12 protein-coding genes are annotated in these 14,291 nt (G+C 33.4%); 9 read left to right on the forward strand and 3 right to left on the reverse strand.

What is annotated here, in order from left to right:
* Window positions 1–7 precede the first annotated feature (7 nt).
* From OJ995_RS11520 to OJ995_RS11545, 6 genes are all read left to right on the forward strand, one after another.
* Entirely contained in the window at window positions 8–715 is a 708-nt protein-coding gene (locus tag OJ995_RS11520; protein WP_264369554.1) for an SIR2 family NAD-dependent protein deacylase, read from the forward strand.
* Between the two features lie 56 nt (window positions 716–771).
* The gene (gene purB, locus OJ995_RS11525) at window positions 772–2,115 is read left to right on the forward strand and encodes an adenylosuccinate lyase (protein WP_264369555.1); all 1,344 of its coding nucleotides are present in this window, start codon (window positions 772–774) and stop codon (window positions 2,113–2,115) included.
* Window positions 2,116–2,128: 13 nt separating this feature from the next.
* Window positions 2,129–2,908, forward strand: a complete 780-nt coding sequence (locus OJ995_RS11530; RefSeq protein WP_264369556.1) for a polysaccharide deacetylase family protein — start codon at window positions 2,129–2,131, stop codon at window positions 2,906–2,908.
* A 71-nt stretch (window positions 2,909–2,979) separates the two neighbouring features.
* Window positions 2,980–5,217: a monovalent cation:proton antiporter family protein gene (locus OJ995_RS11535; RefSeq protein ID WP_264369557.1), complete on the forward strand. Its 2,238-nt coding sequence runs from the start codon at window positions 2,980–2,982 to the stop codon at window positions 5,215–5,217.
* 107 nt (window positions 5,218–5,324) lie between these two features.
* Entirely contained in the window at window positions 5,325–6,452 is a 1,128-nt protein-coding gene (locus tag OJ995_RS11540; protein WP_264369558.1) for a hypothetical protein, read from the forward strand.
* A 1-nt stretch (window position 6,453) separates the two neighbouring features.
* The gene (locus tag OJ995_RS11545; protein WP_264369559.1) at window positions 6,454–6,960 is read left to right on the forward strand and encodes a CAP domain-containing protein; all 507 of its coding nucleotides are present in this window, start codon (window positions 6,454–6,456) and stop codon (window positions 6,958–6,960) included.
* A gap of 73 nt (window positions 6,961–7,033) precedes the next feature.
* Here the strand turns inward: OJ995_RS11545 and guaB are convergent, their stop codons facing one another.
* A complete protein-coding gene (gene guaB / locus OJ995_RS11550) occupies window positions 7,034–8,506 on the reverse strand; it encodes an IMP dehydrogenase (protein ID WP_264369560.1) in 1,473 nt (490 codons plus the stop codon).
* Between the two features lie 114 nt (window positions 8,507–8,620).
* On the opposite strand from guaB, the gene OJ995_RS11555 reads away from it, so the two are divergent.
* Window positions 8,621–11,122 (forward strand): cation-translocating P-type ATPase, encoded by a 2,502-nt coding sequence (locus tag OJ995_RS11555; RefSeq protein ID WP_264369561.1) that lies wholly within the window; start codon window positions 8,621–8,623, stop codon window positions 11,120–11,122.
* Here the strand turns inward: OJ995_RS11555 and OJ995_RS11560 are convergent.
* Together OJ995_RS11560 and OJ995_RS11565 are read right to left on the reverse strand one after the other, a co-directional pair.
* Entirely contained in the window at window positions 11,119–11,982 is an 864-nt protein-coding gene (locus tag OJ995_RS11560; protein ID WP_133606166.1) for a hydroxymethylglutaryl-CoA lyase, read from the reverse strand. The two genes, OJ995_RS11555 and OJ995_RS11560, sit on opposite strands and share 4 nt — an antisense overlap.
* A gap of 19 nt (window positions 11,983–12,001) precedes the next feature.
* The gene (locus OJ995_RS11565) at window positions 12,002–13,021 is read right to left on the reverse strand and encodes a quinone-dependent dihydroorotate dehydrogenase (protein ID WP_264369562.1); all 1,020 of its coding nucleotides are present in this window, start codon (window positions 13,019–13,021) and stop codon (window positions 12,002–12,004) included.
* Window positions 13,022–13,192: 171 nt separating this feature from the next.
* On the opposite strand from OJ995_RS11565, the gene OJ995_RS11570 reads away from it, so the two are divergent.
* Both OJ995_RS11570 and OJ995_RS11575 read left to right on the forward strand, forming a co-directional pair.
* Complete coding sequence (locus OJ995_RS11570) at window positions 13,193–13,747, forward strand: thioredoxin family protein (protein WP_264369563.1); 555 nt, start codon at window positions 13,193–13,195, stop codon at window positions 13,745–13,747.
* A gap of 101 nt (window positions 13,748–13,848) precedes the next feature.
* Window positions 13,849–14,286: a hypothetical protein gene (locus OJ995_RS11575; protein WP_264369564.1), complete on the forward strand. Its 438-nt coding sequence runs from the start codon at window positions 13,849–13,851 to the stop codon at window positions 14,284–14,286.
* Window positions 14,287–14,291: the final 5 nt, after the last annotated feature.

Here is a 14,291-nt window from a genome sequence, read left to right on the forward strand (position 1 = left end):
AAAGAAAATGAAAAAAATTGTAGTACTAACAGGTGCTGGAATTAGCGCCGAAAGCGGCATCAAAACCTTCCGTGATGCTGATGGCTTATGGGAAGGTCATGATATTATGGAAGTGGCCTCACCTATTGGCTGGAAAAATAATGCCGAATTGGTTTTAGACTTTTATAACAAACGAAGAGCCCAACTTTTAACTGTTAAACCCAACAAAGCCCACGAAATATTGGCTGAACTAGAAGAACATTTCGATATTCACATCATAACACAAAACGTAGACGATTTACACGAAAGAGCCGGAAGTAATAAAATTGTTCATTTGCATGGCGAATTATTAAAAGTAAGAAGTATTTCAAACGAAGATTTTGTAATTGATTGGAAACACGATTTAAACTTAGGTGATTTTGATTTGGAAGGTAACCAATTACGACCACATATTGTTTGGTTTGGCGAGGATGTTCCTATGATTGAACACGCAATTGACATTGTAGAAACCGCAGATATTTTAATCATTATAGGAACTTCTTTACAAGTATATCCTGCTGCTGGATTAATGAATTATGTGAACCAAAACGTTCCTGTTTATTACATCGATCCAAAACCAGCAACAATTTACGATTTACCAAATGAGTTGAAGGTATTACCTTTAACTGCCGTTGAAGGAATGAAAATTGTAAAAGAAGAATTGGTAAATTCTATCCAAAAAACTTCTGACTTCTAACTTCTAACTTCTAACTTCTTATTATATTTGCACTTCTTTAAACAACACACAACAAAATGCAATTAACAGAATTAAACGCTATTTCGCCAATTGATGGTCGTTATAGAAGCAAAACTATTTCATTATCTCCTTATTTTTCTGAAGAAGCCTTAATTAAATACCGAGTTTTGGTAGAGGTTGAATATTTTATTGCTTTGCGCGAAGCTGATTTACCTCAATTAGCCAATATTGACAAATCGATTTACGATTCTTTAAGAGCTATTTATAAGAACTTTTCTACTGAAGATGCACTTTGGATTAAAGAAACCGAAAAAACAACGAATCACGATGTAAAAGCGGTGGAATATTTCATTAAATCGAAGTTTGATGGTTTAGGATTACAAGATTACAAAGAGTTTATCCATTTCGGATTGACTTCTCAAGATATCAATAATACAGCGATTCCGCTTTCGACAAAAGAGGCGTTTGAAAATGTTTATTTACCAGGATTAGTAAGCGTAATTGCAAAATTGAAAGAATTAGCAATGGAATGGAAAGACATTCCAATGTTAGCCAGAACACACGGACAACCAGCCTCTCCTACTCGTTTAGGAAAAGAGATTTTAGTTTTTGTAGAACGTTTAGAAGAGCAAATGCGTTTGTTATTTAACGTTCCTTTTGCCGCTAAATTTGGTGGTGCAACTGGAAATTACAACGCACACAAAGTAGCGTATCCAAATACAGATTGGAGAAAATTTGGAACAGATTTCGTAGAAAACAGTTTGGGATTACATCATTCGTTTCCAACTACACAAATTGAACATTACGACCATTTCGCAGCGTTTTTCGATGCTTTAAAACGTATCAACACGATTTTAATCGACTTGGATAGAGATATTTGGACGTATGTTTCTATGGATTATTTCAAACAAAAAATCAAAGCAGGCGAGATTGGTTCTTCGGCTATGCCACATAAAGTAAATCCAATTGATTTTGAAAATTCGGAAGGAAATTTAGGAATTGCTAATGCGATTTTCGAACATCTTTCAGCTAAATTACCACTTTCAAGATTACAACGCGATTTAACAGATAGTACAGTTTTACGTAACATCGGTGTACCAATGGGACACACTTTAATCGCATTTGAAGCTACTTTAAAAGGATTGAATAAACTGTTATTAAACGAAGAAAAATTCGCAGAAGATTTAGAGAAAAACTGGGCGGTGGTTGCTGAAGCAATTCAAACAATTTTACGTCGTGAAGGTTATCCAAATCCATACGAAGCTTTGAAAGACTTAACTAGAACAAATACTGTAATTAACAAAGAAGCCATTCATAATTTCATTGGAACTTTAAAAGTTTCTGAAGAAGTAAGAGCGGAATTAATGCAAATTACACCTAGCAATTATTTGGGGATTTAATTACTTCTAAAATATGCCAAAACCTATCAGTATAAAACTCATTCTCATTAGTTTACTGATAGGTTTTTTCTTTTATTCTTGTTCGTCTACCAAAACCCCAACCACAAATTCAAAAGCGGGTGCTGTCATTACCTTTGACGATTACTTTGTAAACGAATGGAAAGAAGCCGATGCTCAACTCGCAAAGTACAATTGGAAAGCTACTTTTTGCGTAAGTAATTTTGAAAAACTCTCCGTTTCAGATATCTCAAATTTAAAAAAACTTCAAACCAAAGGTCACGAAATTGCTGGTCACGGATTCCGTCATCTCAATGCAAAAGAATTCACTAAGAAAAATAATAAACAGCAATACTTAATTGTTGAAATTTTTCCTCTAATCGAAGCGTTTAAAAAAGAAGGCATCGAAATTAAATCGTTTACTTATCCATTTGGAGCCAAAACACAAACGTTAGACTACGAATTACAAAAACATTTCAAAATCATCAGAGGAACTGCAAAAGGCGGCAAAAAAGTAGCCGATAACGCTAATTTCTATAACGGAACTCGACTTGCAAACGGAATTGGAATCGACAGTAATTACGAGCATTTTAGTTTAAACTACTTATCTAAAGTTTTAAATTACGCAAAAAAGCACAATAAAATAGTGGTTTTCTACGGACATAAACCCGTTGAAAAAGCTACAAATGAGTATGAAGTAGATCTTAAAACATTGGAAATGATTTGTCAATTTGTGGTTTCAAACCAAATGAAATTTTACACGCTTCAAGAACTTAATTCGTTAAAAAAACAATAAAATTGAGCGCATAAAGAATTGAAATTTTGAAAACCGACCACTTTTCACTATTTTAGTAAAAATTCCATTCTATGCCAATATTTCTAACTGCTTCCACTGTTCATTTACCCAATTTAATTAGCGATTTAGGACTAATTCTAGTCACTGCAGCCATTGCGGTACTTATTTTTAGAATCTTAAAACAACCGTTAGTTTTAGGATATTTGGTCGCTGGTTTTTTAGCTGGAAGCGAGTTTGATTTTTTCCCGACGGTAAAAGACATGAACAGTGTAAAAGTTTGGGCAGAAATTGGCGTTATATTTCTTTTGTTCAGTTTAGGACTAGAATTTAGTTTCAAAAAACTAATGAAAGTCGGCGGAACAGCTTCCATCACAGCGTTAACCCAAATCATTACGATGGTAGCTTTGGGCTATTTCGTAGGACAAATGATGGATTGGGGCAAAATGAATAGTTTGTTTTTAGGAGTTATCTTATCTATTTCTTCCACGACAATTATCTTAAAAACCTTTGATGAATTAGGTGTAAAAACACAAAAATTCGCAGGAAATGTAATCGGAGCCTTAATTGTGCAGGACATTTTAGCCATTTTAATGATGGTTTTATTGTCTACGGTTGCAGTAAGTCAACAATTTTCTGGTAGCGAATTGATTCAATCCGTTTTGAAATTGGTTTTCTTTTTAACTATTTGGTTTGTAGCGGGAATTTTCTTTATTCCAACGCTACTAAAAAAAGCCAAACATCTTTTAACCGATGAAATGCTACTAATTGTTTCATTGGCTTTGTGTTTATTAATGGTTTTATTTGCTGCAAATGTAGGCTTCTCTCCTGCTCTTGGTGCATTTATCATGGGTTCGATTATTGCCGAAACCACACAAGCAGAACACATTGAGCATTTGGTAAAACCAGTAAAAGATTTGTTTGGAGCCGTTTTCTTCGTATCGGTCGGAATGTTGATTGATCCTGAAATGTTGTTGAAATATGCGTTTCCAGTTGGAATTCTAACTTTAGTGGTTATTCTTGGGCAATCACTTTCCTCAACAATCGGAGCTTTACTTTCGGGACAACCATTGAAACAATCCATACAAACCGGAATGAGTTTATCGCAAATTGGAGAGTTTTCGTTCATCATTGCCACATTAGGAATGACGTTGAATGTAACAAGCGATTTCTTATACCCTATTGTGGTTGCGGTTTCAGCTATTACAACCTTTACAACGCCATTCATGGTGAAATTTTCAACGCCTTTATCTATCTTTTTGGAGAAAAAATTACCAAGACGTTGGGTAAAAAAAATCGAACGTTACAGCGCCAATACCGAAGCTATTAAATCGGTTAGTACTTGGCAAATTGTATTAAAAGCGTATTTAACTCAGGTAATCATTCACTCGATTATTATTGTGGCGATTATTCTACTTTCATCGAAATATATTTTGCCTTTGGTTGAAGATTCCCGCTTTGGAAATGCTATCGCAGCTTTAATAACGGTTGTAATTTTATCACCTTTTTTATGGGCATTATCGTTGAGAAGAGTGGCTGTGGAACAAGTGCAAGAATTAATGCAAGTCAGAAAATATCAAGGTCCGATTATTGTATTGGTATTCTTTAGAATTGCGCTAACCTTATTCTATTTCGGATTTGTATTGAATGAGTTTTTATCACCAGTTATCGCCATCATTGCTTTAGTTATTGGAATTGTATCGTACATTTTATTCCCGAAACGATTGCATGCTTTTTACAACAAAATCGAAGGTCATTTTTTGAAAAATTTCAACGACAGAGAAATCACGAAACAAGCCAACAAACGACAGAATGTACTGTCGCCTTGGGATGGTCACATGGCCGATTTAATTATTGCCAAAGAATCGAATTTAGCTGGTAAAACTTTAGAAGAATTAAAAATTAGAGAGCAATTCGGAATCAATATTGCGTCTATCAAACGTGGTGATGTCACGATTAATATTCCAATTAGAACCGAACGTTTATTCCCTGGTGATGAAATCAACGTAATTGGCACCGATGAACAAGTAAAACTATTCAAAATTTATTTGGATAAACACGAAATCGACGAACCAGAAGCTTTCATTAAAGAAGATATTATTCTACAACAATTAGAACTTAAAAACCGAGTTTGCATAGGAAAAAGTATTCGAGAATCGCAAATTAGAGAGAAAACACACGGCATCATCGTAGGCATCGAACGTAACGGAAAACGTATTCTAAATCCAGAATCGCATTGGATTTTAGAATCTGATGATATTTTGTGGATTGCTGGTGATAGAAAAAAGATTAATGAGATTTTGAAACAATAACAACGTAGACCATAATGCAAAGATTTTAAGTTTAATGTTGTGTTTAAATTTTAAGAATTTATTAAGATTTTGGCATGAAAGTTGATTTTTCTTTCAAAACAAATTTTATGAAAACATTCTATATCCTTCTGTGTTCGGTTGTAATATTCTCTTGTCAAAAAGAAAAAACAACTCAAGAACTTGATGAAAATTCAATCTCAATTTCTTCCCAATTAAAAACGGATAAATTACAAACTTTTGAGTTTGTACTTAAAAAAGACACTTTAATTTCAGGGAAAGAAGGTATCAAAATTTGGATTCCAAGAGATTTATTTGAAAATTATTCGAATGGAAAAATCACTTTTGAATTAAAAGAGTTTTATTCAAAAGAAGATATGATTTTAAATGGTTTGTCAACTGTAACTGATAAAGACGAATTATTAGAATCTTCTGGAATGTTTTATATTAATTTTAAAGAAGGCGATAAACAATTGAAAATCAAAAAAGGTAAATCTTATGATGTTACAATTCCAAATAAACCATTAGAAGAAAGTAATATTTATTATAACGATAATGATTCGATTTTTAGATGGAAATTGAGTAATAATAGACTATACACCGAAATATCTGACATTGTAAGAAATTTGAAATATTTTAAATCTGGTAAATGGAAATATGAGAATATTCCAGACAAGTTCAAAAAAAGAGTTGCATTAGATAGTCTTGAAATTGTTAAAAAAAGAGATTCCCTGAAATATTTAAAAATTCTAAATGAGGATAAGAAAAAAAGCATTGAAGCCTTAATTGAAGAGAATAGTGAATGGGATACAGCATTAGAAGACCAAAACTTAACAGATGAAGAAAAAATTACAAGATATAATTTTTATCAAAATCAAAATCAAATCTATTCTTTTACATCAGATAAATTAGGGTGGATAAACATTGATAAAGTTTTGACTTATGATGTTATGAAAGAAATATTATTCAAAAACGATAATCAAAACCTTAAATATTTTTCAATTAATATTATTTATCCAAACAATAGATCTGTTTTAAATTATAATCTAAGTCAATTTTCTAAATATTTACTCAATGTTAAAATAGTAGGAAAAATAAAAATTGTTATTTATGCAAATTCAGGAAATAAAATCATGTTTGATTCTATTAATATTGACAAAAATTCTATGGATGAATTTGATATAAACTTTAAAGAAACCACTTTGGATAAATTAAAGCAAGAACTAATCTCTAACTAACATGAAAACCTTCGTCTCAATAATACTTCTAGTTTCTACATTCAGTTTCAGTCAAAATCAAAACAAAATTGATTTAGAAAAACTGAAAACAAAAGTATATCAATTGGTAAACGAAGAACGTTCTAATAACGACAGAAAATTACTTGGTTTAGATATTTATTTGAAAAAAGCAGCTGACGACCATGCTAAATACATTGCAAAAATTCAAACCTTATCCCATGAACAAACCGATGCTAAAAAGCAAAGTCCAAAAGAACGAGTGTATTTTTATGGTGGAAATTCATTTGTTTTAGTGGGTGAAAACTTATTATTTACAGGAATTAAAGACCAATTTTATACTGAAGCTGACTTAGACACTTTAGCCTTAAAAATGTTCAATCTGTGGAAGAAATCACCCAATCATTTGAAAAACATTTTAGATCATCAATATTTCTATACAGAAATCGGTTTTAGCATTGATTGGGAAAACAAGAAAATTTATGCGGTGCAAGTTTTTGGCACAAAATAAAAAAAACTGATAGCTTATAACTATCAGGTTTCTATTTTTACTGAACACTGTGACTGATCACTGAACACTAAAACTATCTCGAATAATTCGGAGCTTCTTTCGTAATCGTTACATTGTGAGGGTGACTTTCGCCAATACCACTTGCTGTAATTCTGATAAAACGACCGTTTTCTTGTAAAGTTGGAATATCTTTTGCCCCACAATATCCCATTCCGGCTCTTAAACCACCTATGAATTGTTGCATACTTTCGTTTAATTCTCCTTTATAAGGTACACGACCTACAATTCCTTCGGGAACTAATTTCTTCACATCATCTTCTACATCTTGGAAATAACGGTCTTTCGAACCTTCTTGCATCGCCTCAACAGAACCCATTCCACGGTATGATTTGAATTTTCTTCCTTCAAAAATAATCGTTTCACCTGGTGATTCTTTTGTTCCTGCTAATAACGAACCTAACATTACACAATCAGCTCCCGCAGCAATCGCTTTGGGAATATCTCCTGTATAACGAATTCCACCATCTGCAATAACTGGAACTCCTGTTCCTCTTAACGCCGCAGCTACTTCTAAAACTGCTGAAAATTGTGGAAATCCAACTCCAGCTACAACTCTCGTCGTACAAATAGAACCTGGACCAATTCCAACTTTCACTGCATCAGCACCGTTTTGAGCTAAATATAATGCTGCTTCTGGAGTAGCAATGTTACCCACTACTACATCTAAATCTGGGAATTTCGCTTTTACTGCTTTTAACACATCTACCACACCTTTTGTATGTCCGTGAGCGGTATCGATAATTACAGCGTCAACACCAGCATTTACTAAAGCTGTTGCTCTATCTACTGCATCAGCTGTTACACCTAAAGCCGCAGCTACACGCAAACGACCAAATCTATCTTTATTAGCAATTGGTTTTTGCGTTAATTTAGTAATATCTCTAAAGGTAATTAAACCTACTAATTTATTGTTGTTGTCAACTACAGGTAATTTTTCAATTTTATTTTCTTGAAGAATTCCTTCTGCTTCTTGTAAAGTTGTTCCTTGAGCAGCTGTTACCAATTTTTCAGAAGTCATTACCTCTAAAATAGAACGGGTATTTACTTTTTCGAAACGTAAATCTCTGTTGGTAACAATCCCTTTTAAAATTCCGTTATCATCTACTACTGGAATTCCGCCAATGCTAAATTCTTTCATCGCCATTTTTGCATCACCCACAGTTGCTGTTAAAGGTAACGTTACTGGGTCGATAATCATACCGCTTTCTGCACGTTTTACTTTCTTTACTTTCGCTGCTTGTTGCTCAATCGTCATGTTCTTGTGTAAAACGCCAATTCCACCTTCTTGTGCCATAGCAATTGCCATAGAACTTTCGGTAACCGTATCCATTGCTGCGGAAACGATAGGAACATTCAAAGTAATATTTCTCGAAAACTTCGATTGAATACTAACTTCCCGTGGTAAAATTTCTGAATAATTTGGAATAAGCAAAACATCGTCGTAAGTAAGGCCTTCGCCAACGATTTTAGTTGTGTGTGCTTTCATGGTGCAATTTGTAGTTGTTGTTAAATTGCGTGCAAATATAGTAAAACTTAGACAAATAATCTATTTCTTTTAAGAATAAATTATGTAACTTGCATAAATAATATTTCAATTACAATGAGCGATTCTAAAAAAACAAGTACAGGTTTAACCGATTTAGAAGTTTTAGAATCCGCAAAAATTCACGGAACTAACTCCGTAGAACATACTAAAAAAAACCACTTCTTAAATTCGTTATTAGACATTGTAAAGGAACCTATGTTTCTTTTATTGTTTACCGCAACAAGTGTTTATTTTATAACTGGAGATTATGGTGATGGAATTTTTATGGCTATTGCGATTGTTTTTGTCATTGCTATTTCTGTTTTTCAAGAATCCAGAAGTCGGAATGCGATTGAAGCTTTGAAAAAATTATCCCAACCCAAATGTAAAGTTATTCGAAACAGTACAATCATCGAAATTCCCACAGAAGAAATTGTAATTGGAGACTGCGTTCAGCTGGAAGAAGGTGCATTTATTCCTGCAGACGGAATTATTCTTTCCTCCAACGATTTTTCAGTTAACGAATCTATTTTAACAGGTGAATCTTTATCGGTTTTTAAATCTAATGAATCCGAAAACAAGCAAGTTTTTCAAGGCACGATTGTGGCTTCAGGACTTGCAATTTGCGAAATTTCAGCTATTGGAAAAAACACGCAACTAGGAAAAATAGGTTCCAGTTTAAATGCAATTGAAGACGAAAAAACGCCTTTGCAAATTCAAATCAACAATTTCGTTACTAAAATGTCGATTATTGGTTTGGTAATTTTCGGGATTGTTTGGGGCATTAATTATTACAATTCAAGAATTGTTTTAGATAGTTTATTAAAAGCGTTAACCTTAGCAATGAGCGTTATTCCAGAGGAAATCCCAGTAGCATTTACCACTTTTATGGCTTTAGGCGCTTGGCGATTGATGAAAATGGGAATCATTACCAAACAAACCAAAACCGTTGAAACCTTAGGAAGCGCCACCGTAATTTGCACCGATAAAACCGGAACCATTACCGAAAACAAAATGAGTTTGGCCGAATTGTATCTTTTTGATTCTGATACGATTATTGATACGAAAGAAAAATTAACAACAGAAGCAGAAGAAGTTCTAAATTACGCCATGTGGTCAAGCGAACCTATTCCGTTTGATGCGATGGAAATTGCGATTCATGAAGCGTATTCCAATTTTGAAAGCGACGACGAAAGACCAAATTTTAAATTGGTTCACGAATATCCGTTAAGTGGAAAACCTCCAATGATGACTCACGTTTTCGAAAACGAATCAGGTAATAAAATCATCGCTGCAAAAGGAGCACCAGAAGCTTTAATCGATGTCAGTCATTTGAATGAAGCTGAAAAAAATCAGGTTTTAACTGCAATGAAAGCCATGACGCAAAAAGGATTTCGAGTTTTAGGCGTGGGAGTTTCTGACTTTTCTGGAACCAATTATCCGGAAACACAGCAAGCATTAAAATTCAACTTTAAAGGTTTGGTTGCTTTTTATGATCCTCCAAAACACAATATTCAAGCGGTTTTTGAAACGTTTTACAAAGCAGGAATTCAAGTAAAAATTGTAACAGGTGATAATGCCGAAACCACTTCAACAATTGCAAGACAAGTCGGATTTAAAAATGCTGATAAAGTATTGAATGGAGACGAATTAATGGCAATGGATGAAGCGACTTTGAAAGAAAAAGTTATGGAAACCGCTATTTTCACCAGAATGTTTCCTGAGGCAAAACTTAAAATTATTCAAGCTTTAAAAGCAAACAACCAAATCGTTGCCATGACTGGTGATGGCGTAAATGACGGACCCGCTTTGAAATCGGCACATATAGGAATTGCCATGGGTAAAAAAGGAACTGAAATTGCCAAACAAGCCGCCAATTTAATTCTTATAGATGATAATTTCGAAAAAATGACGGATGCCATTGCTATGGGAAGAAAAATTTACATCAACCTCAAAAAAGCAATTCAATACATTATTTCGATTCATATACCGATTATTTTAATTGTGTTTATTCCCTTGGCTTTGGGTTGGATGTATCCGAATATTTTTACGCCAGTTCATATTATTTTCTTGGAAATTATTATGGGTCCAACTTGTTCGATAATTTACGAAAACGAACCTATGGAAGACAATCTGATGCTCCAAAAACCAAGACCACTAACCACAACTTTCTTCAATTTGAAAGAAGTATTGATTAGCATTATTCAAGGACTGGTTATTACATTAGGATTGTTATTTATGTATCAATATGCTATTAGAGAAAGCATGTCTGAAAACGGCACTAGAACACTGATTTTTTTAACATTAATCACTTCTAATATCGTATTAACATTAGCGAATCGTTCGTTTTATTATTCGATTTTTAAAACAATTCAGTACAAAAATAACTTGGTGGGATTAATCATTGGAATCACCATTCTAATGACTGGATTATTGCTATTTATTCCTGCTTTTTCCAACTTCTTCTTGTTTGAATTGGTAAGTGTAACCCAAATAGGAATTTGTGTTTTAGTGGGAAGTATTTCTGTACTTTGGGTAGAAATTTATAAAGTTTTTAAGCGAAGAAAATCAGCTTAATGAAACTCGCCAAATAATTTTGTCGCTTCATTATAAGCACTTTCAAAACTCATTGGACTGGTATTCGTGTTTTCTCTTTTGGTAGTGAAATACGATAATAATTTTTCCGTTGGCATGTTTCCAGTTAAATCATCTTTTGCCATAGGACAACCTCCAAAACCTTGAATGGCTCCATCATAACGACGGCAACCTGCATTGTAAGCTGCATCAATTTTTTCAAACCATTTGTCTGGTGTGGTGTGTAAATGTGCACCAAATTCAATATTTGGATATTTCGGAATCAAATTAGAAAACAAATAATCGATAACTTCTGGAGTTGAACTTCCAACGGTATCAGAAAGCGATAGAATTTTTACACCCATATTCGCCAATTTTTCAGTCCACTCGCCTACTATTTCCACGTTCCAAGCATCTCCATACGGATTTCCGAAGCCCATTGAAATGTAGGTAACCACTTCTTTATTCGATTTATCTGCGATTTCTAAAATCTCTTGCAATGTCACTAAACTTTCAGCAATGGTTTTATGCGTGTTTCGCATTTGAAAGTTCTCCGAAATCGAAAAAGGGAAACCTAAATATTGAATTTCTTTGTGAAGAGAAGCATTTTGAGCACCTTGTGTATTGGCTATAATCGCTAATAATTTGCTATTCGTTGCCGATAAATCTAATTGCGCTAAAACCTCAACTGTATCTTGCATTTGCGGAATCGCTTTTGGCGACACAAAACTTCCAAAATCAATAGTATCAAAGCCTACACGCAATAACGATTGGATGTATTTTACCTTTTTTTCGGTTGGAATAAAAGGTTTAATGCCTTGCATGGCATCGCGTGGACATTCGATAATTTTGATTTCGTTCATAGCTTCAAAGATAGAAATTTTAGCTGTTTTCCAAAATCTTTTTGTTGATTGCTTTCACTAAAGCTGGACCTTCGTAAATAAATCCAGTGTACAATTGAACTAAACTTGCGCCAGCATCCAACTTTTCAATCGCATCATCAGCAGTATGAATTCCTCCTACTCCTATGATTGGGAACGACTTATTACTTTTTTCCGAAAGGAAACGAATCACTTCTGTTGAACGTTTCGTTAATGGTTTTCCAGACAAACCGCCCATTTCTGATTTGTTATCTGATTGTAAACCTTCGCGAGAAATCGTAGTATTTGTAGCTATAACGCCCGCAATTTTAGTTTCATTTACAATATTAATGATGTCTAAAAGTTGCTCATCAGTTAAATCGGGAGCGATTTTTAGTAAAATTGGTTTTTGTTTTGGTTTTGCGTTATTTTGATTTTGAAGCGTTTGTAATAACTCAGTCAAAGGCTTTTTATCTTGTAATTCGCGAAGATTTGGTGTGTTTGGTGAACTCACATTCACCACAAAATAATCTACATACGGAAACAAAGCTTCAAAACAGATTTCGTAATCCTTAACCGCTTCTTCGTTTGGTGTGACTTTATTCTTCCCGATGTTTCCACCGATTAAAACACCTTTATTTTGTTTCAAACGTTCGACTGCTTCTTTAACGCCACCGTTATTGAAACCCATTCGATTGATAATCGCATTGTCTTCTTTTAGTCGGAACAAACGTTTTTTAGGATTCCCTTCTTGTCCAACTGGCGTCAATGTTCCAATTTCAATAAATCCGAAACCGAAATTCGATAACTCTTGATATAACTTCGCATCTTTATCAAATCCTGCCGCTAAACCAACCGGATTTTTAAATTTAATTCCGAAAACTTCGCGCTCTAAACGTGCATCTTTTACTTCGTAAAGCGATTGAAATAAGCCTGAAAAACCTGGAATTTTATTCAGAAAACGAATGAATGAAAAGGTAAAATAATGCACTTTTTCTGGATCGAAACAGAAAAGTAACGGACGAATAAATAGTTTGTACATAATATGTTGTGTTGTTCTGCAAAAGTAAGAAAATGCTATTCCAAAAAAAAGTATTGACGCATTTTGTAACAATAAAAGATTTGGTGCGTATAATTAACGAAGTAAAAAGTGAAAAGTAAAAAGTAGAAAGATTAAAACTTCCAAATTCTAACCTCTAATTCTAATTTCAAAATGGCTCAAACTCCTTCTAACATGTTACCATTAGGCACAATTGCTCCAGATTTTCATTTGAGAGATACTAATTCGAATGAATATAAAACTTTTGAAGATTGCAAAGGTGAAAAAGGAACGGTTGTGATGTTCATTTGCAATCACTGTCCGTTTGTGCATCATGTGATGGAAGAAGTACTAAAAGTGGTGAATGATTATCGCGTGCAGGGAATTGGTTTTGTTGCGATTTCGAGTAATGATGTGGTAAAATATCCTCAAGATGCACCAGAATTAATGACCGAATTTGCATTTGAAAACGGATTTGAATTTCCATATCTATTCGACGAAACACAAGAAGTAGCCAAAGCCTACGATGCCGCTTGTACACCTGATTTTTATCTTTTCGACAATCAAAATAAATTGGTTTACCGCGGACAATTAGACGACAGCCGACCAGCCAATGGCATTCCATTAAGTGGTTCAGATTTACGTAGCGCTATTGATGGCGTGGTTACCAATAGATTAATAAATCCTGACCAAAAACCGAGTATTGGGTGTAATATTAAGTGGAATTAAATAGTTGATATATGTTGATAGACGATTTTTTAAATAAACACGAATTAAAAGTTACTTTTATTACGGAACTTAAAGTAGATCAGGAAACTTTTGTAAATAAAATGAAAGAAATTTCAGATATCAATTTTAAAACGAAACTTCTTTTAGTAACCGATTTTATATTATCTGAAAAAATTAAATATGTTGGATATTTCACTAAAAACCAAGCTGAACTTAGAGAAAGAACTTTTCCATATAAAAGATTAAGGGCGAGCAGCAGTATAAAACTAAATTTTAAATCTCAAGACGAGAAACTCTTTATTAAAACTGACATTCAAGGTATTACTTATTTACGATTTATTTTAAGTTCGTTAATTTTATCACTTTTATTAATTCTTTGTTTTCTCCTTTTATTTGAATTAGAATTTTTACCAATAATCTTATTTGCTATTACTGGCTATTTTTATGTGTTTCTGAGTTTTAAATATTCAAAAGCTAATGTTCAAAGAATCAAGGATGAATTAAACGAATATTACAAAGAAATTGAAAAATCAAAATAATATTC

This window comes from Flavobacterium lacisediminis, from assembly GCF_025909975.1.
GTDB lineage: Bacteria > Bacteroidota > Bacteroidia > Flavobacteriales > Flavobacteriaceae > Flavobacterium > Flavobacterium lacisediminis.

Excerpts from the sequence above, each read along its gene's own strand:
- OJ995_RS11520 (WP_264369554.1), top strand. The coding sequence starts at position 8 with ATGAAAAAAATTGTAGTACTAACAGGTGCTGGAATTAGCGCCGAAAGC.
- purB (WP_264369555.1), top strand. The coding sequence starts at position 772 with ATGCAATTAACAGAATTAAACGCTATTTCGCCAATTGATGGTCGTTAT.
- OJ995_RS11530 (WP_264369556.1), top strand. The coding sequence starts at position 2,129 with ATGCCAAAACCTATCAGTATAAAACTCATTCTCATTAGTTTACTGATA.
- OJ995_RS11535 (WP_264369557.1), top strand. The coding sequence starts at position 2,980 with ATGCCAATATTTCTAACTGCTTCCACTGTTCATTTACCCAATTTAATT.
- OJ995_RS11540 (WP_264369558.1), top strand. The coding sequence starts at position 5,325 with ATGAAAACATTCTATATCCTTCTGTGTTCGGTTGTAATATTCTCTTGT.
- OJ995_RS11545 (WP_264369559.1), top strand. The coding sequence starts at position 6,454 with ATGAAAACCTTCGTCTCAATAATACTTCTAGTTTCTACATTCAGTTTC.
- guaB (WP_264369560.1), bottom strand. The coding sequence starts at position 8,506 with ATGAAAGCACACACAACTAAAATCGTTGGCGAAGGCCTTACTTACGAC.
- OJ995_RS11555 (WP_264369561.1), top strand. The coding sequence starts at position 8,621 with ATGAGCGATTCTAAAAAAACAAGTACAGGTTTAACCGATTTAGAAGTT.
- OJ995_RS11560 (WP_133606166.1), bottom strand. The coding sequence starts at position 11,982 with ATGAACGAAATCAAAATTATCGAATGTCCACGCGATGCCATGCAAGGC.
- OJ995_RS11565 (WP_264369562.1), bottom strand. The coding sequence starts at position 13,021 with ATGTACAAACTATTTATTCGTCCGTTACTTTTCTGTTTCGATCCAGAA.
- OJ995_RS11570 (WP_264369563.1), top strand. The coding sequence starts at position 13,193 with ATGGCTCAAACTCCTTCTAACATGTTACCATTAGGCACAATTGCTCCA.
- OJ995_RS11575 (WP_264369564.1), top strand. The coding sequence starts at position 13,849 with ATGAAAGAAATTTCAGATATCAATTTTAAAACGAAACTTCTTTTAGTA.